The following is a 24,647-nucleotide window of genomic DNA, read 5'->3' on the forward strand; positions in this document are numbered from 1 at the left end:
ATCAGCGGATCAGTCGTGGGTCGACACCCGCCCGTGCCCCCGCCTCGGCGTCCGGAACGCCGCGAGGACAGCGGGCGGGTTGCCGCCCTGGGCCCGGAATCGATGATCGAGCCCGGCGAACCCCCAAGTCAATCCGCCGGTTTGCTGGGGCAGGTCCAAGTGATTCCTTGGGTGTCCGCGATATCTTGGGCCACCGTGACCATCGAAGACCTCCGCGTGTTCGCCGCGGTCTGCCGGGCCGGCTCGCTCAGCGCCGTCGCCCGCGACCTCCACTGCACCCAGTCCGCGGTCAGCCAGCACGTCAAGCGGCTGGAGCGGGAGCTCGGGCTCTCGCTGATCGAGCGGCATCCGCGCGGGGTCGTGCCCACCGTGGCGGGCAGACTGCTCCAGGCGGCCGTCGCCACCGGGCTCGGCGGCATCGACCACGCGCTGCACCGGATCGCCGAACTCGCGCGCGGCGAGGGCGGATCCGTGCGGATCACCACCGGTGCCACCAGCGTCCGGCACTTCATGTCCGAGGCCGTGGTGGCCTTCCGACGGCGCTTCCCGCAGGTCAGCCTGGAGTTCCAGACCGAGGTCTCCAGCCGCAGCTGTCTGGAGTCGCTCACCGCCGGCCGGGCGGACCTCGCCTGGATCACCCTCGGCTCCCCGGTCCGCGGCATCGAGCAGCGGCCGGTCGTCGACCTGCCGTGGGTGCTGGCCGTCGCGGCGGGCGACCCGCTCGCCGCCCGGGCCCGCATCGAGCCCGCCGACCTGCAGGACGCCCGGCTGATCGGGCTGCCGCCGAACTCCGTGGCCCGCTCCCAACTCGACGCCTGGCTGGGGAAGTCAGGCATCCGACCGGTCTTCGACACCAGCGTCGCGGACTGGGACACCGCGATCCTGCTGGCCGAACTCGGGCTCGGCCACGCCATCGTGCCCGTCCTGCCGCAGTGGCGCGGCCCGGGCCACCCCGCGCTGCGGCTGCTCCCGTTCCCCGACCTGCCCGCCCTCACCGCCGGCTGGGCCGTCCGGGACTGGGACAGCCTCGGCCCGCTCGCCCGCGCCTTCGCCGACACGGTCGCCGCCCACTGCGGCGCCGAGGTCACCCTCCCGTCGAATCAACCGTCGGATCGACCGGACGGACCCTGATCCCCCCCGATCGATCCGCCAACTTCCCTTCCGATCAGCCTCGTTCACCAACAGGGACGACGCAGGACCGGCGGCCGCCTCAGCGGGCGTCGGCCGTACGGTCCAGGAAGCGCCGCAGCCCGTCCCGGACGCCCTCGGTGGGCACGGTCGCGGCGAAGGCCGCGGCCTCCACCGCGAGCCCCTCGTCGATCGGGAGGTTGATGCCCCGGGTGACGGCGCGCAGGCACGCGGCCACCGCGGTGGGGGCGTGCCGGATGATGCGGTCGGCCAGATCCCGGGCCGCGTCCAGCAGTTCAGCCGCCGGGACGACCGAGTTGACCAGGCCGAGCTCGGCCGCCCGGGCGGCCGGGACCGGGTCGCCGGTGAGGATCAGTTCCAGTCCGCGCTTTCGGCCCACGTGGCGCGGCAGCCGCTGCGATCCGCCGAAGGGCGGCGGGAAGCCGAGCGAGATCTCCGGCTTGGCGAAGGTGGCGTGCTCGGCGGCGACGGCCAGCGGCGCCGCCTCCGTCACCTCGCAACCACCGCCGTACGCCAAGCCGTTGACCGCGACGATGACCGGCTTGGGGAACTCCTCGATCCGCCGGGTGAGCGTGTGGCCGCGCCGGACGAACTCGCGCAGCGCCCGCTCGGGCCCGCCGGCGACGCTGGCGGCCAGGGACGGGATGTCGGCGCCCGCGCTGAACGCCCGCTGCCCGGCGCCGGTCAGGATCACGGCGCGGACGGTGTCGTCGGCGTCGATCCGGTCCAGCTCGGCGAGCAGCGCGTCGATCGTCGGGTAGTCGAGGGCGTTGAGCTTCGCCTCCCGGTCGATGGTGAGGGTGACGACGTGCTGGTCCCGCTCGCTGCGGATGGTCATGGACGCGCGCTCCGTTCCCGGCCTCTGTTCCGGACCCTGCCTTGCCCCGGCCTTCCGCCGGACACCTCCGAGGTTAGGAACACCCGTCCAGGACAATCCACTTATTGTCCTGGATACACTCCCGGCACCCACGACACCCCGGAACGGCAGGTGACCCGTGCGACCGCCCTCCTACAAGGCCATCGTCGACGAGTACGCGGCGGCGATCCGCTCCGGCGCGCTCCCGGCCGGCACCCGGCTGCCGACCCACCGCTCCCTCGCCCGCGAGCGGCGGGTCGCCCTCGCCACCGCCACCCGGGTCTACGCCGAACTGGCCGCCGCCGGACTGGTGGTGGGCGAGCAGGGCCGGGGCACCTTCGTCCGGCAGCGGGCCGGCTACGACGGCCTCGAACCCTCCCGCACGCTCCCGGTGCCCCGGGTAGCGGACCTCTCCTTCAACCAGCCGCTCACCCCCGGCCAGGGCGACCTGCTGCGGCAGGCCCTGCGCACCCTCGCCGCCTCCGGCGACGCCGAGTCCCTGCTGCACCAGCACCCGCCGGGCGGCCACCGGCACGACCGGGCGACCGTCGCCACCTACCTGCTGGACCGCGGGATCGACACCGCGCCGGAGAACGTCCTGCTGACCAACGGCGCCCAGCAGGCGCTGGACTGCGTGCTGCGCACCCTCACCCACCCCGGGGACGTCCTGGCGGTCGACGCGCTCAGCTACCCCGGCATCAAGCTGCTCGCCGCCGCGCACGGGCTCGACCTGGCGCCCGTCCCGGTCACGCCCGCGGGCCCGGACCTCGACGCGCTCGACCGGCTCTGCCACGCCCGCCCGGTACGCGCGGTGTACACCATGCCGACCGTCCACAACCCGCTCGGCTGGGTGCTCGACCAGGCACGGCGCGAGCGCCTGGCCGCCCTCGCCACCACCCACGGCTGCACGCTGATCGAGGACGGCACCTACGCCTTCCTGGAGACCGCGCCACCCCAGCCCCTGCACGCCCTCGCCCCCGAGCACACCTGTTACGTGGCCGGCCTGTCGAAGAACGTGGCGCCGGGGCTGCGGTTCGGCTTCGCCGTCCTGCCCGACCGGCTGCTGCGGGCCGCGACCACCCAGCTGCGCACGGCGGCCTGGGGCACGCCGGGCCTGATCACCGCGCTCGCCACCGGCTGGCTCGCCGACGGCACGGTCGCCCGCCTGGAGCACGAGCGCCGCACCGACGCCGCCGCCCGCCAGACCCTCGCCCGCACCGCCCTCGCCGGACTGGCCACCACCGCCCACCCCGCCTCGTACATCGTCTGGCTCACCCTCGAACCCCACCAGCGCCCCGACCACGTGGCCGCCGCGCTCGCCACCGAGGGCATCCTGATCTCCACCGCCGACGCGTTCGCCACCACCCCGCACCACCCCAACGCCATCCGCCTCGCCCTCGCCACACCCCCACTAGCCGACCTCCCCGCCGCCCTCACCCACCTACGCGCCACCCTGGACGCCATCGCCCCGTAACGCCCGCCCCCATCGAATCAGTAGACCGGTCTGCATATTTCTCCCGAAAGGCCCCCGACGCCGCACCAAAAGTCGACCTGCCCGACTTCCTACTCCAGCTACTCCAGCCGCCCCACAGCCGCCCCCTCCCCGCCCTCCCCGACGGCCCGTGCGAAGCGGGAGCTCCAGTCCGCCAGCAGCGTGCGCAGCTCGGGCGGCTCGACCACCTCGAACTCCGCGCCCAGGGAGCCCAGGGCCATCGCGGGCCAGTCGAGGGAATCTGCGGTCATGACGAGCCGGCAGCGGCCGGGGCCGGCGGGCTCGACCGTGCCCCAGCGGCCGACCCGGGCGTGGACGACGTCGGCGGGCGCGGCGACCAGCGCCTCCACCCGGTGCGGCCGGGGCACGTGGTTCAGCCCGGCCCGGACGAACTCCGCCGCGTCGGCGGCCGGGAGGGTGCGCGGCGCGAAGCGGGCGCCGCTGCCCTGCGGGGCGGTCAGCCGGTCGAGGCGGAAGCTGCGCCAGTCGGCGCGGTCGAGGTCGTAGGCGACGAGGTACCAGCGGCGGTTGAGGCTGACCAGCCGGTGCGGTTCGACGTGCCGCTCGGTGCCGCGCCCGTCGGCGGCGGTGTACGCGAACCGCAGCCGTTCGCCGTCCCGGCAGGAGAGGGCGACCACGGTGAGGACGTCCGGGTCGACGCCCGCACCCGCCCGGGTGCCCCAGTCCACCGGGACGGTGACCGCCCGCAGTGCCTCCACCCGGCGGCGCAGCCGGGCCGGCATCACCTGGACCACCTTCGCCAGCACCCGCACCGAGGCCTCGCCCACGCCCTCCACCGGGCTCTCCGCCGCCGCCTGCAGGCCGACCGCGAGCGCCACCGCCTCCTCGTCGTCGATGACCAGCGGCGGCAGTGCCGCGCCCGCCGCCAGCTGGTAGCCGCCCTCGACGCCGCGCTGCGCCTCGACGGGGTAGCCGAGTTCGCGCAGCCGGTCGATGTCGCGGCGCAGGGTGCGGACGGAGACGCCGAGCCGGTCGGCCAGTTCCTCGCCGGGCCAGTACCGGTGGGTCTGGAGCAGGGAGAGCAGTCGCAGCGTTCTGGAGCTGGTGTTCGCCATGCCTCCGATTCTGCCGCGCATTCAGGACAGGAAGTGACCGCTATGGCCCGTAGCGTTGTTCTTGTCCGAGGGAGCAGGAACCGAACGGAAGGCCTGAATCATGACCACCACCAACGCCGCGAGCAGCGTCGTCACCGCCACCTCCGACGCCGTGCCGACGCACATCACCGGGGAGCGCGCGGACTTCCTGGAGGCGCTGGCCAAGCACCGCTACTTCCTGCGCTTCACCGCCCGTGACCTCACCGACGAGCAGGCCGGCCTGCGGACCACGACGAGCGAGCTGTGCGTGGGCGGTCTGATCAAGCACGTGACCTCGATGGAGCGGCTCTGGGCGGACTTCATCCTGGAGGGCCCGTCCGCGATGCCCGACTTCAGCAACTGGACCGAGGCCGACCTCGCCCGCCGCGCCGACGAGTACCGGATGCTGCCCGGAGAGACGCTGGCCGGCGTCCTGGCCGCGTACGAGGAGGTGGCGCGCCGCACCGACGAGCTGGTGGTCACCCTCCCCGACCTGGACGTCGCGCACCCGCTGCCGAAGGCCCCCTGGTTCCAGGCGGACGCCCGCTGGTCGGCCCGCCGGGTGCTGCTGCACGTGATCGCCGAGACCTCCCAGCACGCGGGCCACGCCGACATCATCCGCGAGGCCCTGGACGGCGCGAAGACGATGGGCTGAGCCGGACGGGCGGGGGCGGGTCCGCCGACGACCACCGACGGACCCGCCCCGCCCCGCCCCCGGGCCTCAGCCCCGCCCGACCAGCGTGAACCCGGCCCCGTCGACGGCGCCGCGGGCGGCGTCCTCGTCCAGGGGCCGCTCGGACGCCACGGTGACCCGCCCGCTCGGCGCGTCGGCGACGACCTCGCTGACGCCCGGCAGCGCGGACAGGGCGGCGGCGACCGTCCGCTCGCAGTGGCCGCAGCTCATCCCGTCGACGGCGAGGACGGTGGTGACGGCGGTGATGGACATGACGGTGCCTCCCATGGCATTCCGATGGCATTCCGGTCACGTTCCAACGGCACCCCGACAGGCACCTCAGCAGGCACCCCGACGGCAACCGTGAAACGGATCGACCCGCACCACGACACCCCAATCCGGGCCCCGGCCCCAGGGACACGCCGCACGGGTGACACCATCGAGCGGTTCCGGGAACCGGCCGGGCCCCGCGTCCGACAGGGGCCCCGCGACGCGCCCGGGCGACACCGCCGTGAACCAACACCCCACCCGTTCGCGTTCCTCCAGGTACAACCCCGTCGCCCGACCGGGCCTCACTGGTCCCCGGTCGCCGATCGGCCGCCCGACCGCCGATCCCCGTACTGGAGCCGTACCGCCATGTCCACACTGGCCCCGATACACGCCCGGCCGGACACCACCGCCCTCCTGCTGTCGCACGCGGCGCTGCGCGGCGAGTTCGCCCGCCTCGCCGAGGCCTGCCGCGCCCCGGGCGCGGAGGCGCTGCGGGCCGGGATCACCGATCACCTCGCGCTGGTGCTGGACGTCCTGCGCCTGCTGCACGAGGCCGAGGAGGACGTGCTGTGGCCCGCGCTGTCCGGGGCCGCACCGTGTCTGCGCCCCGAGCTGGGCGCGCTGGCCGCCGAGCGCGCCTCGCTGGCCGTCCCGCTGGCCCGGGTCCGGGTCGCCTCGGCGGGCCCGCCGGACCGGCTCGCCGGCCCCCTGCGGGAGGCGGGCGAAGCCGTGGCGGCGTACCTGACGGTGAAGGAGGGGCTCTGTCTGGAGGGGATCCGCGCCTTCCTGCCGATGTCCGCCTGGGAGCGGTTCGAGGAGACCAGGAGGTGGCGGATCCCGCCGTCCCTGCGGTCCCGGGTCGAGGGCCTCCTGCTGTCGTACGGCAGTCCGGAGCAGCTCGCGCACCTGCGCGCGACCGGCGGCCGGCTCCAGAGCTACCTCGCCTTCCGGCGGACGCTGCCCGCCCACCACCGCCGGATGCGCGTGGTGTACGGCCACCTCCCGGCCGGGGGCGTCCGGTGAGCGCCCTCGCCCGGCTCCGGTCCCGGTCCCGGTCCCGGCTCCGGCCCCGCAGCCGCCGGCAGGGCGCGCTCGCCGCGGCGGTGGCCGCCGCGGTGGCCGCGGCCCTGACCGCCGGCCTGCTGTGGTGGCAGCCGTGGCACGACGACGGCCCGGCCCCGCTCGCGTTCACCACCGCGCCCGGCGGCTCCGCCCGCTTCGGCACCGGCGAGCACCTGTACCGGTACAAGGTCCGGGTGGAGAACGGGATCGCGGAGAGCCCGGAGCAGTTCGCGGCCGAGGTGGACGCGGTCCTCGGCGACGTGCGGCGCGGCTGGGCCGCCGGCGGCACGGCCTCCTTCCAGCGGGTCCCCGCCGACCCGGTGGACTTCACGGTCTACCTGGCCACCCCCCGCTCCACCGACCGGATCTGCGGCCAGTACGGGCTGGACACCGGCGGCTGGGTGAACTGCGGCGTGACCCACCAGGTGGTGATCAACCTCAAGCGCTGGACCGAGCTGTCCGAGTTCTACCAGGGCCAGCCGGAGACCTACCACGCACTGGCGGTCAACCACGAGGTCGGTCACATCCTCGGCAACGGCCACGTCGACTGCCCCGGGCCGGGCGCCCCGGCGCCGGTGATGATGCAGCAGATCAAGGGCCTGCACGGCTGCGTCCCCAACGGCCGGCCGTACTCCGACACCGGCACCCTGCTCACCGGCCCGCCCGTCCAGGCCCCCACCAACGCCCCCTGAACCCGCCTGACGCCCCCCGAACCACCCTGACGCGCCCTGCCGCACCCCCCGTACCAACCCCTCCTCCCGACACACGGATAATCCTGGTCGGACCGGACGCCGCCCGCACCGGCGAGCGCCCGGTCCCGGTCGTGTCCGCACTCGGTGCCGGTGGAGGAAGAACGTTGAACAGTGTGCCCGGCGGGCAGAACGGCGGGGAGCACCTGGACTGGCCGGTGCTGCTGGAGGCCGCCGAGGCGGCCGCCCGGGCCACCAGGGGCCGGGGCAGGGTCGCCGACTACATCCCGGCGCTCGCCACCGCCGACCCCGAGGCCTTCGGCATGGCCGTGGCCACCGTCGACGGGGAGCTGTACGGCGTCGGGGACTGGGAGCGGCCGTTCTCCGTCCAGAGCGTGTCGAAGCTGTTCTCGCTGGCCCTCGCGGTCGCCTACGGCGGCGACAGCCTCTGGCGGGGCGTCGGCCGCGAGCCGTCCGGCAACCCGTTCAACTCGCTGGTGCAGCTGGAGACCGAGCACGGCATCCCGCGCAACCCGTTCATCAACGCGGGCGCCCTCGTGGTGACCGACCGCCTGCAGACCATGACCGGCGACGCCTCCGGCGCGGTCCGGGAGTTCCTGCGCCGCGAGTCCGGCAATCCCGGGCTGGACACCGACCCGGTGGTCGCCGCCTCCGAGGCCGAGCACGGCCACCGCAACGCCGCCCTGGCCCACTTCATCGCCAGCCACGGCAACCTGGAGAACCCGGTCGAGACCGTCCTGGAGCACTACTACGCGCACTGCGCCCTCACCACGAGCTGCCGCGACCTCGTCCTGGCCGGCTCCTTCCTCGCCCGCTACGGCGTGCGCGCCGACGGCACCCGCCTGATGTCCCGCAGCGAGGCCAAGCGCATCAACGCCGTCCTGCTGACCTGCGGCACCTACGACGCGGCCGGCGAGTTCGCGTTCCGCGTGGGCCTGCCCGGCAAGAGCGGCGTGGGCGGCGGCATCCTCGCCATACTGCCCGGCCGCGCCGCCGTCTGCGCCTGGGGCCCGCGCCTCGACCAGGCCGGCAACTCCGTCGCCGCGGTCACGGCGCTGGACACCCTCACCACCCTCTCCGGCTGCTCCGTCTTCTAGGACGAGGGCGGGAACAGCGCCGGGCCCCGGTCGTCCGCACAGCGACCGGGGCCCGGGGATCAGGGGTGGCGGCTACTCGACCGTCACGCTCTTCGCCAGGTTGCGCGGCTTGTCCACGTCACGGCCGAGGGCGACGGCGGCGTGGTAGGCGAGCAGCTGCAGCGGGATGTTGAGCAGCAGCGGGTCCAGCTCGGGCTCGCTCTTGGGGACCAGGATGCAGTGGTCCGCGAGCTTCTCCTCCGGGCGGCGGTGGGCGACCGCGATGACCCGGCCCGACCGGGCCTTGATCTCGCCGAGCGTGGTGAGGTTCTTGTCCAGCAGCTCGTCGTCCGGGACGAGGGCCACGGTGGGCAGTTCGGGGCTGATCAGCGCCAGCGGGCCGTGCTTGAGCTCGCTCGCCGGGTAGGCCTCGGCGTGCACGTAGGAGATCTCCTTGAGCTTCTGCGCGCCCTCCCGGGCCACCGGGTAGCCGCGCACCCGGCCGATGAACATCATGCCCGCCGACTCGGCGTACTCGGCGGCGAGTTCGGCGATCGCGTCGCTCTGCTCCAGCACCTCGCGGATCTGGTCCGGCAGCGCCTGGAGGGCCGAGACGATCCGGCGCCCGTCGGCGGGCGAGAGGTCGTGGATGCGGCCGAAGTGCAGGGCGAGCAGCGCGAAGGCGACCACGGTGGAGGTGAACGCCTTGGTGGAGGCGACCGAGACCTCCGGGCCGGCGTGCAGGTAGATGCCGCCGTCGCACTCGCGGGCGATCGCGCTGCCCACGGTGTTGACGACGCCGAGCACCCGGCCGCCCTTGCGCTTGATCTCCTGGACGGCGGCCAGCGTGTCGTAGGTCTCGCCGGACTGGCTGACCGCGACGTACAGGGTGTCCGCCTCGATCACCGGGTTGCGGTAGCGGAACTCCGAGGCCGGCTCGCTGTGCGCGGGGATCCGGGACAGCTCCTCGATCAGCTGCGCGCCCATCTCGCCCGCGTAGTAGGCGGATCCGCAGCCGAGGATCTTGACCCGGCGGATCTCGCGCAGCTCCCGGGCGTCCAGGTTGAGGCCGCCGAGGTGCGCGGTGGCGAAGCGCTCGTCGAGCCGGCCGCTCAGCGTGCGCTCGACCGAACCGGGCTGCTCGTGGATCTCCTTGAGCAGGTAGTGCTCGTAGCCGGCGGTGTCGAAGGAGTCGATCTCCCAGTCCACGGTGGACGGCTGACGGTGGGTGGTGCGGGCGTCCGCGGTGAAGGTGCGGAAGCCGTCGGCCCGGACGGTGGCCAGCTCGCCGTCCTCCAGGTGGACGACCTGGCGGGTGTAGCGGACCAGCGCGGAGACGTCGGAGGCGGCGAACATCTCCTTCTCGCCGATGCCGAGCACGATCGGGCTGCCGTTGCGGGCGACCACGATCCGGTCCGGCTGCTCGCCGTCGAGGACCGCGATGCCGTAGGTGCCGACCACCCGGTGGAGGGCGGCGCGCACCGCGTCCTCCAGCTCGCCGCCCTCGGTGAGGTGCGCGGCGATCAGGTGGGCGAGCACCTCGGTGTCGGTCTCGGAGCGGAAGACGGCGCCGTCGGCGGTCAGCTTGGCGCGCAGCTCGTCGGCGTTCTCGATGATGCCGTTGTGGACGACGGCGATCCGCTCGGCGTTGTCCAGGTGCGGGTGCGCGTTGGCGTCGCTGGGGACGCCGTGGGTGGCCCAGCGGGTGTGGCCGATGCCGGTGGTGCCCTTGAAGCGGGCCGGCACGGCGGCGGCGAGGTCGGCGACCCGGCCCTTCACCTTGCGCAGCTTGACGCCGCCGCTGCGGCCGGTGACGGCGACGCCCGCCGAGTCGTACCCGCGGTACTCCAGCCGGGCCAGGCCCTCCAGCAGGAAGGGGGTGGCGTCCTTGGGGCCGATGTAGGCCACGATCCCGCACATGGGTGGACTCCTCGTTCGTAGTCGTTCGTAGTCGTTCGAAGTCGTTCGAAGTTTCGAAGTGACGTGGGCGTGCCGCCCAGGCGTGGCACCGTTGGCGCGACGCCCCGGGCGCGACGTCCGGGGCCGGGCGTCGGCGACGGCCGCTCAGCCGTAGACGATCCGCCGCAGCTGGCGGGCCGAGAGCTCCGGCGCCGCGACGCGGCGCTGCGGGAGCTCCTCGGCGAGCCGGGCGAAGATCCGTTCGTTGGTCAGTCCGCGTGCCTGCAGCTCGGTGTGGCGGCGGCGCACGTAGTCCTCGGTGCTCTCGGAGAAGTACGCCAGCACCTCCGCCACGACCCGCGCCGCCTCCCGGGGCCCGAGCGGGCTGGTCCGGGTCAGGTGGGCGAGGAGGTCTTCGTGAGGGTGGGGTGAGCTCGGCACGAGTGAAGACACTAGGCCGCAACGCCGCCGAAACCAAAGTTCCTGCCCGAAATCGGGCAGGCATGACACCTTTCGGCTCAGCAGCACCCCGCACCCACCCCCGCCGACCACCCCCCACCCACCCGCGCCGACCACCCCACCCCCCATCCGTTCGTCTTCCCCCGAACCCTTGAAGCGCCACCGACTCCACACGTAGCGTGAGCCCTTGAACACGTAGCGGAAGACCGGAGGCTTGCTGATGTGCGGGATCACCGGATGGGTCGCCTTCGACCGCGACCTCACCGCCGGACCGGAGGGCCGGGAGGTCCTCGACGCGATGACGGCCACCCAGCTCTGCCGCGGCCCGGACGCCGGCGGCGTCCTCCTCCAGCCGCACGCCGCGATCGGCCACCGCCGCCTCGCGGTGATCGACGTCGAGGGCGGCACCCAGCCGATGACGTTCGGGCCGGAGGGCCGGCCGCCGGTCGTGCTCACCTACAGCGGCGAGGTCTACAACCACCGCGAGCTGCGCGCCGAGCTGGCGGCGGCCGGGCACCGCTTCCGCACCCGCAGCGACACCGAGGTCGTGCTGCACGCCTACCTGGAGTGGGGCGAGGGCCTGGCCGGGCGGCTCAACGGCATGTTCGCCCTGGCCGTCTGGGACGCCCGGAGCGAGGAGCTGCTGCTGGTCCGCGACCGGATGGGCGTGAAACCGCTGCACTACCACCCCACCGCGGACGGCGTGGTCTTCGGCTCCGAGCCCAAGGCCGTGCTCGCCCACCCCGCCGTCCGCCCGGTGGTCGACCTGGACGGGCTGCGCGAACTGCTCGGCCACACCCGCACCCCCGGCCTGACGCCGTACCGGGGCATCCGCGAGGTCCCGCCCGGGCACGTCGTCCGGGTGCGCCGCGGGAGCGTCACGCTCCGCCGCTACTGGGCGCTGGAGGCCCGCGAGCACCCCGACGGCCTGGCGAACACCGTCGCCACCGTCCGGGCCCTGCTGGACGACATCGTGCACCGCCACCTCGACGCCGACGTCCCGCTCTGCTCGCTGCTCTCCGGCGGCCTGGACTCCAGCGCCGTCACCGCCCTCGCCGCCCGGACGCTGCGCGCCGCCGGGGCCGGCCCGCTGCGCTCCTTCTCCGTCGACTTCACCGGCCCGGGCGAGTTCCGCGCCAGCGAGGTCCGGGAGACCCCGGACGGCCCGTTCGCCCGGCTGCTGGCCCGGCACGTCGGCGCCGACCACAGCGTGATCGAGCTGGACGCCGCCGAGCTCACCGACCGCTCCCGGCGCACCGCCGCCGTGCGCGCCCGCGACCTGCCGGGCGGCGTCGGCGACATGGACGTCTCGCTGCTGCTGCTCTTCCGCGGGGTGCGCCGCCACTCCACCGTCGCGCTGTCCGGCGAGTCCGCGGACGAGCTCTTCGGCGGCTACCGCTGGTTCCACGACCCGGAGCTGGTCGCCACCGAGGACTTCCCCTGGGCCGCCGACCTCACCCGCATCGCCGGCGCCGGCTCCGGCCCGCGCGAACAGCTGCTCGACGCCGAACTGCTGCGCAAGCTCGACCTCGCGGACTACCGGCGGGCCCGCTACCGCGAGGCGATCGCCGAGGTCCCGCACCTGGACGCGGCCGACCCGCTGGAGCGGCGGATGCGCGAGATCTCCTACCTCAACCTGACCCGCTTCGTCCGCATCCTGCTCGACCGCAAGGACCGGATGAGCATGGCCAACGGACTGGAGGTACGGGTGCCGTTCTGCGACCACCGGCTGGTCCAGTACGTGTTCAACACGCCGTGGGCGATGAAGAGCTTCGACGGACGGGAGAAGAGCCTGCTGCGCGCCGCCGTCCGGGACCTGCTGCCCCCGGAGATCGCCGACCGGCCGAAGAGCCCGTACCCGGTGACCACCGACCCGCGCTACCCGGCGCAGCTGCGCGCCGAACTCGCCCGGCTCGTCGACGCCGCGGACTCCCCGGCGCTGGACCTGCTCGACCGGCGGCGCCTCGCCGACGCGCTCGCCCCGGACACCGATCCGCAGTCCGTCCGGCTGGGCGTCGACCTCGCGCTCGACCTGGACGCCTGGCTGACGGAGTACCAGGTCACCCTGGAGCTCTGACCTCACCGAAGACCTCGCCGGACACGACGCCTGTGGGCCGTCCGGGTGAACGTCGGGAACCATCCCGGCGCGCCCGGGCGTCGCACCGTGCGGTAGCGTCGCCGACACCTCCCGAATGGCGGGCGAAATCATGGATTCCCGCCGCCGTGCCGTCAGGATGGGAGCGAACCGTTCACCTCGATCCGCCGGGGGATCCCGTCATGCAGCCGCGAGTCTTCGCGATTCTCACCGCCCTGCTCCTGGGCGTCCTGGGCCTCGGGTCGGTGGCCGTCACCGACTGGTCGCCCGCGGCGGCCACCGCGGCCCGGGCCGCCGAGGCCCCGGCCCCCGGGGCGCCCGCCGCCGGAGCCCAGCCGGCCTCGGCGGGCCCCGCGAGCGCCACCCCGACCGGTGACCCGGCGGTGTGGACCCGCTCGACGCTGCGCAACAAGATGATGGCCGAGATGGACGCCACCGACCCGGGCGTCGCCCTCGCCGACCTCGACAAGATCACCAAGGAGAAGCCGTACACCGTGCGCTTCTGCCACCCGATCGCGCACGAGCTCGGCCACGCGGCGGTCAAGCGCTTCAACGCCGACTTCCAGAAGGTCATCTCCTTCCCGCACGAGACCTGCGCGGCCGGCTACCTGCACGGCGCGGTCGAGGAGATGCTCAACGCCTCCGCCCAGCCCGAGGTGGACCTGCTCAAGCTCTGCGCCCCCAAGAACAGCGGCCCCTGCATCCACGGCGTCGGCCACGGCACCATGTTCGTCGCCAAGCAGGACGTCGCCAAGGCGCGCGACCTGTGCAACAAGTTCACCACCGACCAGAACCGGATCCGCTGCTCCGAGGGCCTGTTCATGCAGCTCTTCGGCCCGGACGAGGAGGACGAGCAGGCCAAGGCCAACCTGCCCGCCGACAAGATCGCCCAGGACCCGCTCTACCCGTGCAAGGACCAGCCGTCCCTGTTCCAGTCCGCCTGCTTCTTCTACGCCCCGACCTTCTACCTCTCCTCGCACGACTACCCGAACCACCCCGAGGTCTACGCCGACGCCCTGAAGTGGTGCCTCAACGGCAAGGCCAGCGGCGGGTCGGTGGACTGCAGCCGGGGCGTCGGCTCGCGGACCATGAAGTACAACCTGGACCGCGAGGACTGGGCCGCCCAGCAGTGCGCCACCGCCGCCGACGGCTGGCAGCGCAAGGCCTGTGCGGAGGGCCTGGTCAGCTACTACACCGTCAACTACACCGACGGCGGCGCGGCCGGCCGGCTCTGCGCCAAGATCACCAACAAGGAGATGCAGGGCTACTGCCGCTCCGCCAGCGGCCTGTCCGGCTCGCTGGACTGACCCCTCCGTCTCACCGACAGGGCCCGCGCCGCACGGCGCGGGCTCTTTGCATAGGATCACCCGACCATCGCCTGATCAGGATGCGCCGAGGACGCCGCTCCTGCCCTCCCCGGCCCCCTGGAGTGTCCCCGCATGGCCACCGACGACTTCCGCGCCGCCGCCCGCGCCACCGCCGAGCTGGTCTCCGACTACCTCGCCGAACTGCCCGGCCGCCCGGTCTGGCAGCCCATGGACGAGACCGCCCGCCGCGCCCTGCTCGACGCCCCGCTGCCCTCCGACGGCCGCCCGCTCGCCGAGCTGATCGACGCCATCGGGCGGGACGTCCTCCCGTACCCCATGGGCAACGGCAACCCGCGCTTCTTCGGCTGGGTCAACGCCGCCCCCGCCCCGGCCGGCGTCCTCGCCACCCTCGCCGCCTCCGCCATGAACCCCAGCTCGGCCGGCGGCGACCACGCCGACGTCCACCTGGAACGCGCGGTCGTGCGCTGGATCGCCGAGCTGGTCGGCTTCCCGCATCCGGCCGGCGGCGGGCTGCTCACCTCCGGCACCTCGATGGCGACCATCGTCTGCCTCGCCGCCGCCCGCAACCGCGCCGCCCGCCTGGCCGGCCGGGACGTCCGCGAGGAGGGCCTGGCCGGCCTGCCCCCGCTGGTCGGCTACGTCACCGGCGAGACCCACTCCTGCGTCCGCAAGGCCGCCGAGCTCCTCGGCCTCGGCAGCCGGCACCTGCGCACCGTCGCGACCGGCCCCGACGGCCGCCTGGACACCGCCGACCTGCGGGCGGCCGTCGAACGCGACCGCGCGGCCGGCCTGCTGCCCTTCCTGGTCGTCGCCTCGGCCGGCACCGTCGGCACCGGCGCGGTCGACGCCTTCGACCCGATCGCCGACCTCTGCGCGGAGCAGCGCCTCTGGCTGCACGTGGACGGTGCGTACGGCGCCTTCGGCCGGCTCGACCCCGCCATCGCCCACCGCTACGCCGGCCTGGAGCGCGCCGACTCGCTCGCCCTCGACCCGCACAAGTGGCTCGGCGTCCCGGTCGACTGCGGCTGTGCCCTGGTCCGTGACACCGAGGAGCTGCGCGGCACCTTCAGCCTCGTCCCCTCCTACCTGCGGGACGAGTCGGCCGGCGCGCTCGGCTGGTTCTCCGAGTACGGCACCGAGCAGACCCGCCCGTTCCGCGCCCTCAAGGTCTGGGCCACCATCGCCCACCGGGGCCGCACCGGCCTCGCCGAGGACATCGCCCGGTGCACCGCGCTGGCCCGCCGGCTCGGCGAACTCGTGGAGGCGGACGAGGAGTTGGAGCTGCTCGCCGAGGTCCAGACGTCCATCGTGGCGTTCCGTCACCGCGCCCCCGGCCTGGACGCCGCCACCCGCGACGCCCTCAACCGCGACCTCCCGGCGGCCGTCCAGCGGCGCGGCCGGGTCTTCGTCACCGGCGCCCGCCTCGGCGGCGACGAGATGCTCCGCGCCTGCCTCCTCAACGCCGCCACGACCGAGGACGACCTCCGCCTGCTCCTCACCGAGGTGAAGGCCGCGGCCCGCGATCTCCGCCCGTAACAGCCCCGAGCGGACCGTAACCGTCAGGTCACGGCCGGTTCGTGGTCGGGAAACACCGGTGGGGCACGGTGGAGGCCATGGAGCACTCGAAGCCTTCCCTCCCCCGCGCCCACCGCTGGCGCCGCGACACCGTCGAGCTCGCCGCCGTCTTCCTCTCCGTCACCGCCGCCGACCTCATCGCCAAGCTCGTCGTGGAGGGCCCGGACGGCCCCGTCGTCCTGGTCAGCTCCGCGCTCGCCCTGATCGCCACCGCGCTGTTCCACACCTGGTGGTCCCCGCACGCCCCGCCGCCGACGACGCTCTGGCGGGTCCGCACCACGCCGCTGTCGCACACCCCGGCGGCCCTCGCCGACCACCGGATCACCCTGCTCTCGCTCCACCCCGAGGAGCTCTTCCTCCGCACCCCCCGCTCCGTCACCCCGGCCGACCTCGCCGCCGTCCTCGCCACCACCGGCCACACCGTCGAAGCCCCCCCGACCCGGATCGCCTGACGGCTCAGCCCTTCGCCTCGACCTCGACCGCCGCGCGGATCTCCAGCGTGCGGGCGGCCAGGTCCGCCGGCCCCAGGCTTCCGGTCCGGTCGACCACGATCCCGACGGTGCTGCCGTCGGCCCAGGCGCAGGTGGTCTCGGAGGCGGTCGGGCGGACGAGTTCCGCGCAGTCGAGCAGGCCGCCGAGCGGGCCGGACGGGAAGTTCAGCCGCGTCGACAGGGTCGCGCCGAAGCCGCTCCCGCCGGTCTGCTCGCGCCACGCCAGCCGGTCGAAGTAGATGTCCAGTTCCCGCAAGGGGTCGGAATAGGTCCCGGTCAGCCCGACCACGGTCAGGGTGATCGTGCTCGTCCCGGCGGTGCCGTAGCCGGCCACCGTCAGCTCCCGGTACGGCCGCAAGGCCGTCATCCGGCTCTGGTAGTCGGCGTGCGTCGCCCGGAGGTCCCCGTCCTCGGGCATCCGCACCTGGTGGCCGAGCTCGTCCCCCAGCACGATCCGGTGCCGGGTCGGGGCGCCCGCCCCGGTCACGGCCGCCACGGTCAGCGCCGTCGCCAGGCCGACGACGACCACACCCGCGGCCGCGAGCTTCAGGGGCACCCTGCGGTACCAGGGCAGCGGTGCCACCGGCACCAGGGTGTTCGCCCAGATCGCCCGCAGGCCGCCGGCCTCCTCGGGCTCGGCGACGGCCGTGTCCTCGTTCGTCATGGCGCCGGATACTACGTCAGCGCACGGACCCTCCCCGACGGGGGTGTCCGTGCGCTGACGGGTCGTGCGCCGCTCAGCCCTGGTCGGCGGGCTTCACCACGCAGACGGCGTTGCCGAGCATCGAGCCGAAGCCGCCGAGCAGGGCGCTGGTGACGGACTTGCAGGCGGCGGCCTCCTCCGGGGTCTTGGGGCCGTTGCTGCCGGAGTCGGAGGTGACGGTGGAGGAGGTGATCGCGGCGGCGGGCTGGGCGAGGGCGAGCGGGGCGACGAGGAGCAGCGCGCAACACGCGGCGGCCCGTACGGACTTCTGCACCGGCTTCTTCACGGACATGGGGAACCCCTTCGGATCGGGACGGAATCGGCGGAAAGCCGAGCCATCCCTATCCGAAGGGGCTCCCCCGCTCACGGATCCTGGGCCATCCGTGAGCGTGTCCGCGTCAGCGCCCCCGGGAGGCCTCCTCGTCGTCCGACCGCTCCAGCGCCCGGATCGCGGCGACGAGTTCGGCCACGCCGTGCTCCTTCAGCACCCCGTAGTGGTCGCCGGCCAGGTCGACCACGGTGGGCGGGGCGGCGGAGTAGCCGGTGCTGCCCTCGATGAAGGAGTAGTCGTCGCCGGCGGCCTTGAAGAGGGTCACCGGGGCGTCCAGCCGCCGCTCGGCGAGCTCGCGGAAGCTGTACTCGAACTCGTAGGTCTCGCCGACGATTCCGGTGATCCGGCGGATCAGCTCCTCGTCCAGCTCCGGCAGGGTCCGGCGCACCGAGGCGACGAAGGTGGACTCGTCCGCCGTCTCGGCCAGGCAGCGCTCCAGCTCGGGGCCGCTGATCCGACCGGTGAACACCCCGAACAGGATGGTCACGTACGCGGGGTTGGCGTACGAGGCCTCGCGGCCCCACTGCCGTCCCTCGTCCTGGCGCACCTCCGGGTTGCCGGGGCAGATCAGCAGCAGGTTCTCCACCCGCTGGCCGGCCCGCTCCAGCTGCCAGGCGGCCTCGAAGGCGACCCGGGCGCCGAAGGAGAAGCCCCACAGCGTGTACGGGCCCTCGGGCTGCACCCGGCGCAGTTCGGCGACGTCGGCGGCGGCCGTCTCCCGGATGGTCGGGTACGGCGTCTCGCCCTCGTTGATGCCGTGCGCCTGGACGCCGTAGAAGGCGCGGCCGGCGCTCGCCTCCCGGCCGAGCAGGCGCAGGTTCATCGGGTAGCCGCCCAGCCCGGGCCAGCAGAACACCGGCCGGCCGGAGTCGCCCGGGTGCAGCGGGATCAGCCGCGAGCCGGGGGCCCCGGCCGCGTCCCCGCCGTCCGCGGCGCGGGCCCGCCCGATCCGCGCGGCCAGGTCACGGAGGATCGGGCACTCGAAGAGCACCTGCAGCGGCAGGGCGATGCCGAACTCGCGGTTGATCCGGTGGACGAGGGCGACGGCGATCAGCGAGTTGCCGCCGACGGCGAAGAACTCGTCCGCCACGGAGACGTCCTCGTACGTCAGCGCCTGCCCCCAGGCCTCGGCCAGCCACCGCTCGTCCTCGGTGCCCGGCGCGACGTACTCGCTGCGGACCTCGGCCGTGCGGACGGCGTCGGAGGCGGCGAGGGCCTTGAGGTCGACCTTGCCGTTCGCGGTGAGCGGCAGGGCGTCCACCACCAGCACCCGGTTGGGCAGCATGTAGTCGGGCAGCAGGTTGGCCAGTTCGTCCTTGATGATCTCGGCCGGTCCCTTCATGTGGACGGTGTCCTCGTGCATGCCCTCGCTGCGGATCTGCTCCTCGCTGACCTTGCCGCCGACGAAGAAGTACGACGCGCCGCCGGCGATGCCGCGGTCGGCGAGGACCTGGTCGATCCGGCGCGCGGCGGGCAGCGGGTGGCCGGACCTGGAGCTGTAGCCGGAGGACATGAAGCCCAGGCCGAGGCCGTTGCGCTGCAGGTGGTGCAGCTTGGTGCCGAGCACGATGTACTCCAGCCACTCCTCCTCGGCGCGACTGACGGCGGTGACGCCGAACGAGGCCCTGGCGTAGACGGACTGGTTGATGGCGATCACGTGCCGGGACTCCACCACCTCGTCCGAGACCGGCACCAGCGCGCCGTCGGCGTAGCGGTAGAGGCCGCCCGGCAGGCCGTCCACCCGGCCCTCGTGGGCCTGCAGGTACAGCTCGGTGCGCTCGGCGCGCGCCGGGCCGCCGCCCCGGCCGACCGTGAAGCTGCCCAGGTAGTGGTCCTCCTCGGCGACGTCCAGCCGCTCCTTGACCGCGGGGTCGAGGCCGAGCGGGCGCACGTCCAGCCCGTACTCGGGCAGCACCTCCTCGAGGACGCCCAGCATGTGGCCGGTCTCGAACTCCAGCACCTCGCGGATGTTGTTCTTGTAGACCGGCTCGACGGCGCCGTGCTTGCCGGAGAAGTGCAGCGTCAGGTACGCCTCCGCACGGGGCTCGGCGGGCCCGATCCGGATCAGGCCGTGCTCGACCGGGTGGTAGTAGTACAGCCCGGCCGCGAGTCCGTCCAGGCCGCCGGTCTCCAGGTACAGCTGGGTGGCGTACAGGGCGCCCGGCGAGGCGTAGGCGTACTTGGGCAGCAGCCGTTCCTCGCTGTGGAACTGGCCGAACCAGCGCAGCACGCGCCCGAGTTCGGGGAAGCTCAGCAGTTCCAGGTCCCGGCCGAAGGTGCCGGCCGGCTTCGGGGCGAGCAGCGCGGTGAGGTCCTCGCGGGTGACCTGCCCGCCGTCGTAGAAGCGGTAGGTCTTGCGGGCGAAGGTCTCCCGGCGCTGGGCCGCGCTCTCTCGGCGCCCGGGCAGCTCGACCCGTTCGCGGCCGGCCAGCTGGAGCGGGTCCCGGACGCCCGGGTCGGAGAGCTGCGCCTTGACCTGCAGCTTGCTGGCCTTGGACTGGTGGTGGCCGCCGTGGTTGCCCTGGTCCATCAGGGCGGCCTCGCGCGGGTTGAGCTCGACGCAGGCGACCAGGTTCTGGTGGCCGGTGCGCTCGTCGCCGGTGACGATCGCGGCCGAGCGGCGCACCCAGGTGTGCTCCTCGATCGCGCGGGCTATCTCGTCCAGCTCGACCCGGTAGCCGCGCAGCTTGACCTGGTTGTCGACCCGGCCGGCGAACTGGAGGGTGCCGTCCGTGTTCCACTGGGCGAGGTCGCCGGTGCGGTACAGCCGCTCGCCGGGCGTGAACGGGGAGGGGACGAACCGCTCCTCGGTCAGCTCCGGCCGGTGCAGGTAGCCGCGGGCGAGCTGCACGCCGCCGATGTACAGCTCGCCGACGCCGCCGGCGTCCACCGGCACCAGCCGCTCGTCCAGGACGTAGCACTGGGTGTCGTCGACCGGCCGGCCGATCGGCACCGAGCCGGCGCCGTCGCCCAGCTCGGCCGGGTCGACGACGTGCGCGGTGGCGTTGATGGTGCACTCGGTCGGACCGTACAGGTTGACCAGCGCCGCCCCGGGCAGCGCCTCGCCCAGCTGGCGGGCGAGCCGCACGGACAGCGCCTCGCCGCCGGAGAACAGCCGGGCCAGGCTGGTGCAGTCGGTGAAGCCCTCGGTGTCCAGCAGCGCCCGGAGCAGGGTGGGCACGCACTGCAGCGCGGTCACGCCGTGCCGCCGTACGGTGGCCACCAGCGCCTCCGGGTCCCGGTAGAGGCCGGGCGCGCCGGCCACCACCCGGGCGCCGACGGCCGGGGCGAGGATCTCCCACTGGGCGGCGTCGAAGCTCATCGGGGTCTTCTGCAGCACGGTGACACCGGGGTCGAGGTGCCCGGCGTCGAGCATCCAGCGCAGCTGGGAGACGACCGCGCGGTGCTCGATCATCACGCCCTTGGGGCGGCCGGTGGAGCCGGAGGTGTAGATGACGTAGGCCAGCGACTCCGGCCGGGCGTGCTCCTCCGTAGCGGCGTCCTCGGCGGTGTCGCCCGCCGGGACCTCCTCGAAGGTGACGATCGCCGTCCCGGCCGGGGCCAGCGCGGCCAGCCGCCCGCGCAGGTGCTCCTGGGTGAGCACGATCCGGGTGCCGCTGTCCTCGATCATGTAGCGGAGCCGGTCCTCGGGGTACTCGGGCGACAGCGGCAGGTAGCCGGCCCCGGCGTACAGGACGCCCCAGGCCCCGGCGACCAGCTCCACCGACGGCTCGACGTACAGCCCGACGCAGGTGTCGGCGCCGGCACCCAGCCGGCGCAGCTCGGCGGCCAGCCCGCGGGCGGTCCCGGCCAGCTCGGGGAAGGTGAGGCCGCAGCCCTCGCCGACGACGGCCGGGGCGTCCGGCCGGGTGTGCACCTGCCGGTCGAGCAGCGCGGTGAGCGAGGTGCCGACCGGCGCCCGGCGGGCGTGCGGGACGGCGGCGGTGGCGGTGGCGGTGGCGGTGGCGGCGGAGACGGACGGGGTGTTGCGCATGGGAACGGCCTTCGGTGCTCGGGGGATCGGGATCCCGGGCGTCCTGCTCACCAGGAGCGCCGGGTACGGGATCCACCGTCGGCCGCCCGTTGTCCCGCCCGCCTGAGGCAGCGGTCTGGACCTGTGCCACGTCCGTCCCGGACCGGGGGCCCAGCCGTCCCGGGCGCCGCCCCCGCTGTCCCGGGCACGGACCCGGCCGGTCCTGGGCGGGGCCGGGCGGTCGCCGACCCGGGGTCGGACCGGAGTGGCTCCAGGGCATTCGGCCGTTCACGATCACGTAACCGACCGGAAGCGAAGCGTAGGTAGCGTCGGCCTCATGACGGCATCACGCACTCGCACCGAACGGCTCTGGCACCGACCCTTCCGCAGGTCGGACCGCAGGTGCGCGGCGCCGGAGGGGCAGGCCACCCGGCTGCCCGCGCTCACCGACGGCCCGTTCCGGGTCGCCCGCCCGCACCCGCACCCGCACGCCCGGCACGGCGGTCCCCGTACGGCGGCGGAGGCGGTGTCCCGGCTGTCCCTGCCGGACGGGACCGCGCTGCTGCTGCGCCCCGCCGGCCCGGCCGACAAGGCGGCGGCGCTGGCGATGCACGGCCGCTGCTCCCCCGCCGCGCTGCGGCTGCGCTACCACGGCCCGGTCCGCGACGCCGACCGCTACCTCGACCACCTGCTGGACCCCCGGCACGGCCACAGCCTCGCGGTGGCCGCCCCCGACGGGCGGGTCCTCGCCCTCGGGCACCTGATGTGGGACGACGGGGAGGCGGAGCTGGCCGTCCTGGTCGAGGACGCCTGGCAGCGGCGCGGGCTGGGCGTGGCGCTGCTGCGGCGGCTGGCGGAGGCGGCCCGGGCGGCCGGGATCGAGACGGTGTACGCGGTGACCCACGCCGCCAACACCGGTCTGATCACCGCGATGCGCCGGCTGGCCGCGCCGCTGGACTTCCGGTCCGAGGACGGGACCCTGGTCATCACCGCCACCCTGGACGCCGGGGAGACGGCCGCCTGCTCCCACCATCCGGGCCGCTGATCATTTCTTCACGAGATCCTTACCGGCGCCTCCCGGGAACCCCCGGGCGGCCCCGGAGCGTCCTCAAGCAGAGCAGGGTCCCTCCGTACACCGCCCTCCTTGACGGGGCGTCAGCAGTCCGTACCGGCGCGTCGCAGCAGGCGGCGCGGGGTCCGGTTCGTCCGGCCGAGCGACGGAGTCGGTAGGCTGGCCCCCGTCCCCGCCGCCCGACGGCCCGTTATCCGGTCCCGGGTGGTGCCGCAGCAAGGAGGAACCACTGAGCATGGCAGGCACCGAATCGGAGCCCACAGGCGCACGCGACGCCTCGCTGCCGGCCCGCGCCAAGATCGCGGTCACGGCCGGCCGGGTCGCCGCCGCCGTGTCCCGCAAGGCCGGACGCGGGAGTGGCTCGGTGATCGGCGGCAAGGTCGCCCTCAAGCTCGACCCCGACCTGCTCGCCACCCTCGCCGACCACCTCGACGTCGTCCTGGTCAGCGCGACCAACGGCAAGACCACCACCACCCGGCTGATCGCCGAGGCGCTGCGCGCCGCCGGCCCGGTGGTCTCCAACGCCCTCGGCGCCAACATGCCGGCCGGCATCACCTCGGCCCTGGCGGGCGGCTCCGAGGCCCGCTTCGGCGTGATCGAGGTCGACGAGAAGTACCTCGCGACGGTCGCCCGCGACACCCGCCCCAAGGCGATCGCCCTGCTCAACCTCTCCCGCGACCAGCTCGACCGCGCCGCCGAGACCCGGATGATGGCCGAGAAGTGGCGCGAGGGCCTCCAGGACACCGAGGCCGTGGTCATCGCCAACGCCGACGACCCGCTGGTGACCTGGGCCGCCTCCTCCTGCAAGAAGGTGGTCTGGGTGGCCGCCGGACAGGCCTGGAAGGAGGACGCCTGGTCCTGCCCCGCCTGCGGCGGTGTGATGCAGCGCCCCGGCGACGACTGGTTCTGCCAGGAGTGCGGCTTCCGTCGCCCCAACCCGCACTGGGCGCTCCAGGGCACCCACGTGATCGACCCGCAGCGCGGCGCCTGGCCGATCCAGCTGCAGCTGCCCGGCCGGGCCAACCTGGCCAACGCCACCAGCTCGGCCGCCGTCGCCGCCGTGTTCGGCGTCTCCCCGCAGGTCGCCCTGGAGCGGATGCGCTCGGTGACCGCCGTGGCCGGCCGCTACGACGTGGTCCAGTACCAGGGCCGCGACATCCGGCTGCTGCTCGCCAAGAACCCGGCCGGCTGGCTGGAGACCTTCTCGCTGATCGACGGCCCGCCCGCCCCGGTCATCCTCTCCGTCAACGCCCTCGACGCCGACGGCACCGACACCTCCTGGCTGTGGGACGTCGACTACGAGCGCCTCGCCGGGCACCCGGTCTTCGTGATGGGCCAGCGCAAGCTGGACCTGGCCGTCCGCCTGGAGGTCGCCGGGCTGCAGTTCCACGTGGTGGACACCCTGGAGCAGGCCGTCCGAATGGCGCCGCCCGGCCGGATCGAGGCCATCGCCAACTACACCGCCTTCCAGCAGCTGCGGAAGGTCGTGGCCGGCTGATGCCGCGCCCGCACACCAGTCTTTTCGTGACGGAAGGCCTTCGAGGATGAGTGAGAGCAGCCTGCGCGTGGTCTGGGTCTACCCGGACCTGCTCAGCACCTACGGCGACCGCGGCAACGCCCTGGTCGTGGAGCGCCGGGCCCGCCAGCGCCATCTCAACGTGACCCGGATCGACGTCCGCTCCGACCAGGCGATCCCCACCAGCGGGGACATCTACCTGATCGGCGGCGGCGAGGACCGCCCGCAGCGGCTGGCCGCCGAGCGGCTGCGCGCCGACAGCGGCCTGGTCCGGGCCTCCGAGAACGGCGCGATCATCTTCGGCGTCTGCGCGGGCTTCCAGATCATGGGCCACGAGTTCATCAACGACCTCGGCGAGCGGGAGCCGGGCCTGGGCCTGCTCGACGTCTGGACCCAGCGCGGCGAGGGCGCCCGCTGCGTCGGCGACGTGCTCGCCGACGTCGACCCCCGGCTCGGCCTGCCGCAGCTGACCGGCTTCGAGAACCACCAGGGCGTCACCCACCTCGGCCAGGGCGTCCAGCCCTTCGCCAACGTCTCCGTCGGCCGCGGCAACGGCACCGGTGACGGCACCGAGGGCGCCTGGCGGGACACCGTCTTCGGCACCTACCTGCACGGTCCGGTGCTGGCGCGCAACCCCGCCGTGGCCGACATGCTGATCAAGCTGGCGCTGGACGTCAACGCCCTGCCGCCGGCCGACACCACCTGGTACGACGCGCTGCGCGCCGAGCGCATCGCGGCCGCGACGCGCCCCGCGTAGTCCGCCGGTTCGCCCCGGCCAGTACCCCGGCCCGCCCGGCCGGGTGCCCGCGATGCGGTCACCCGG

At 74.2% G+C, this 24,647-nt stretch carries 21 protein-coding genes; 13 read left to right on the forward strand and 8 right to left on the reverse strand.

Annotation, left to right across the window (positions count from 1 at the left end; translation table 11 throughout):
* Positions 1-195 precede the first annotated feature (195 nt).
* A complete protein-coding gene (locus tag ACYP53_RS34790; protein ID WP_189917653.1) occupies positions 196-1,131 on the forward strand; it encodes a LysR family transcriptional regulator in 936 nt (311 codons plus the stop codon).
* A gap of 79 nt (positions 1,132-1,210) precedes the next feature.
* Here ACYP53_RS34790 and ACYP53_RS34795 read toward each other — a convergent pair whose 3' ends face one another.
* The gene (locus ACYP53_RS34795) at positions 1,211-1,987 is read right to left on the reverse strand and encodes a crotonase/enoyl-CoA hydratase family protein (RefSeq protein WP_189917651.1); all 777 of its coding nucleotides are present in this window, start codon (positions 1,985-1,987) and stop codon (positions 1,211-1,213) included.
* A gap of 157 nt (positions 1,988-2,144) precedes the next feature.
* On the opposite strand from ACYP53_RS34795, the gene ACYP53_RS34800 reads away from it, so the two are divergent.
* The gene (locus ACYP53_RS34800) at positions 2,145-3,479 is read left to right on the forward strand and encodes an aminotransferase-like domain-containing protein (RefSeq protein ID WP_189917649.1); all 1,335 of its coding nucleotides are present in this window, start codon (positions 2,145-2,147) and stop codon (positions 3,477-3,479) included.
* A 98-nt stretch (positions 3,480-3,577) separates the two neighbouring features.
* Here the strand turns inward: ACYP53_RS34800 and ACYP53_RS34805 are convergent, their stop codons facing one another.
* Positions 3,578-4,573, reverse strand: a complete 996-nt coding sequence (locus ACYP53_RS34805; protein ID WP_459650407.1) for a helix-turn-helix transcriptional regulator — start codon at positions 4,571-4,573, stop codon at positions 3,578-3,580.
* A gap of 100 nt (positions 4,574-4,673) precedes the next feature.
* Between ACYP53_RS34805 and ACYP53_RS34810 the strand changes: the two genes are divergently transcribed.
* Positions 4,674-5,246 carry a DinB family protein gene (locus ACYP53_RS34810; protein ID WP_189917645.1) on the forward strand — a complete coding sequence of 191 codons (573 nt, stop codon included), beginning with the start codon at positions 4,674-4,676 and terminating at the stop codon, positions 5,244-5,246.
* A 66-nt stretch (positions 5,247-5,312) separates the two neighbouring features.
* Here ACYP53_RS34810 and ACYP53_RS34815 read toward each other — a convergent pair whose 3' ends face one another.
* On the reverse strand, positions 5,313-5,537 hold the full coding sequence (locus tag ACYP53_RS34815; protein WP_189917644.1) for a heavy-metal-associated domain-containing protein: 225 nt from the start codon (positions 5,535-5,537) through the stop codon (positions 5,313-5,315).
* A gap of 363 nt (positions 5,538-5,900) precedes the next feature.
* Here ACYP53_RS34815 and ACYP53_RS34820 point away from each other — a divergent pair, with 363 nt between their 5' ends.
* The 3 genes from ACYP53_RS34820 to ACYP53_RS34830 all read left to right on the forward strand — a co-directional run bounded on the left by ACYP53_RS34820 (position 5,901) and on the right by ACYP53_RS34830 (position 8,403).
* Positions 5,901-6,557: a hemerythrin domain-containing protein gene (locus ACYP53_RS34820; protein WP_459650408.1), complete on the forward strand. Its 657-nt coding sequence runs from the start codon at positions 5,901-5,903 to the stop codon at positions 6,555-6,557.
* The gene (locus tag ACYP53_RS34825; RefSeq protein ID WP_189917633.1) at positions 6,554-7,288 is read left to right on the forward strand and encodes a DUF3152 domain-containing protein; all 735 of its coding nucleotides are present in this window, start codon (positions 6,554-6,556) and stop codon (positions 7,286-7,288) included. Before ACYP53_RS34820 ends, ACYP53_RS34825 begins: the two co-directional genes overlap by 4 nt.
* Before the next feature lie 203 nt (positions 7,289-7,491).
* Positions 7,492-8,403 (forward strand): glutaminase, encoded by a 912-nt coding sequence (locus tag ACYP53_RS34830; protein ID WP_459650950.1) that lies wholly within the window; start codon positions 7,492-7,494, stop codon positions 8,401-8,403.
* Positions 8,404-8,475: 72 nt separating this feature from the next.
* Here ACYP53_RS34830 and glmS read toward each other — a convergent pair whose 3' ends face one another.
* Positions 8,476-10,302 (reverse strand): glutamine--fructose-6-phosphate transaminase (isomerizing), encoded by a 1,827-nt coding sequence (glmS, locus tag ACYP53_RS34835; RefSeq protein ID WP_189917631.1) that lies wholly within the window; start codon positions 10,300-10,302, stop codon positions 8,476-8,478.
* Between the two features lie 144 nt (positions 10,303-10,446).
* The gene (locus ACYP53_RS34840; RefSeq protein ID WP_189917629.1) at positions 10,447-10,722 is read right to left on the reverse strand and encodes a hypothetical protein; all 276 of its coding nucleotides are present in this window, start codon (positions 10,720-10,722) and stop codon (positions 10,447-10,449) included.
* A 238-nt stretch (positions 10,723-10,960) separates the two neighbouring features.
* Here ACYP53_RS34840 and asnB point away from each other — a divergent pair, with 238 nt between their 5' ends.
* The 4 genes from asnB (at position 10,961) to ACYP53_RS34860 (ending at position 16,190) form a co-directional block, all read left to right on the forward strand.
* On the forward strand, positions 10,961-12,817 hold the full coding sequence (asnB, locus tag ACYP53_RS34845) for an asparagine synthase (glutamine-hydrolyzing) (RefSeq protein WP_459650409.1): 1,857 nt from the start codon (positions 10,961-10,963) through the stop codon (positions 12,815-12,817).
* A gap of 200 nt (positions 12,818-13,017) precedes the next feature.
* Positions 13,018-14,142 (forward strand): hypothetical protein, encoded by a 1,125-nt coding sequence (locus ACYP53_RS34850; RefSeq protein ID WP_459650410.1) that lies wholly within the window; start codon positions 13,018-13,020, stop codon positions 14,140-14,142.
* Positions 14,143-14,274: 132 nt separating this feature from the next.
* The gene (locus ACYP53_RS34855; protein ID WP_459650411.1) at positions 14,275-15,699 is read left to right on the forward strand and encodes a pyridoxal phosphate-dependent decarboxylase family protein; all 1,425 of its coding nucleotides are present in this window, start codon (positions 14,275-14,277) and stop codon (positions 15,697-15,699) included.
* A gap of 77 nt (positions 15,700-15,776) precedes the next feature.
* Positions 15,777-16,190 carry a hypothetical protein gene (locus ACYP53_RS34860; protein ID WP_189917621.1) on the forward strand — a complete coding sequence of 138 codons (414 nt, stop codon included), beginning with the start codon at positions 15,777-15,779 and terminating at the stop codon, positions 16,188-16,190.
* A gap of 4 nt (positions 16,191-16,194) precedes the next feature.
* Here ACYP53_RS34860 and ACYP53_RS34865 read toward each other — a convergent pair whose 3' ends face one another.
* The 3 genes from ACYP53_RS34865 to ACYP53_RS34875 form a co-directional block, all read right to left on the reverse strand.
* Positions 16,195-16,893: a hypothetical protein gene (locus ACYP53_RS34865; RefSeq protein WP_459650412.1), complete on the reverse strand. Its 699-nt coding sequence runs from the start codon at positions 16,891-16,893 to the stop codon at positions 16,195-16,197.
* Positions 16,894-16,966: 73 nt separating this feature from the next.
* Entirely contained in the window at positions 16,967-17,224 is a 258-nt protein-coding gene (locus ACYP53_RS34870) for a hypothetical protein (protein WP_459650413.1), read from the reverse strand.
* A gap of 106 nt (positions 17,225-17,330) precedes the next feature.
* The gene (locus tag ACYP53_RS34875; RefSeq protein WP_459650414.1) at positions 17,331-21,257 is read right to left on the reverse strand and encodes a non-ribosomal peptide synthetase family protein; all 3,927 of its coding nucleotides are present in this window, start codon (positions 21,255-21,257) and stop codon (positions 17,331-17,333) included.
* Between the two features lie 316 nt (positions 21,258-21,573).
* On the opposite strand from ACYP53_RS34875, the gene ACYP53_RS34880 reads away from it, so the two are divergent.
* The 3 genes from ACYP53_RS34880 (at position 21,574) to ACYP53_RS34890 (ending at position 24,581) form a co-directional block, all read left to right on the forward strand.
* Positions 21,574-22,281 (forward strand): N-acetyltransferase family protein, encoded by a 708-nt coding sequence (locus ACYP53_RS34880; protein ID WP_459650415.1) that lies wholly within the window; start codon positions 21,574-21,576, stop codon positions 22,279-22,281.
* Positions 22,282-22,543: 262 nt separating this feature from the next.
* A complete protein-coding gene (locus ACYP53_RS34885) occupies positions 22,544-23,806 on the forward strand; it encodes a MurT ligase domain-containing protein (protein WP_189917613.1) in 1,263 nt (420 codons plus the stop codon).
* Between the two features lie 46 nt (positions 23,807-23,852).
* Positions 23,853-24,581, forward strand: coding sequence for a type 1 glutamine amidotransferase (locus tag ACYP53_RS34890; protein WP_189917611.1), 729 nt, complete (start codon positions 23,853-23,855; stop codon positions 24,579-24,581).
* Positions 24,582-24,647 lie beyond the last annotated feature (66 nt).

The organism is Kitasatospora sp. Ki12 (assembly GCF_054601375.1).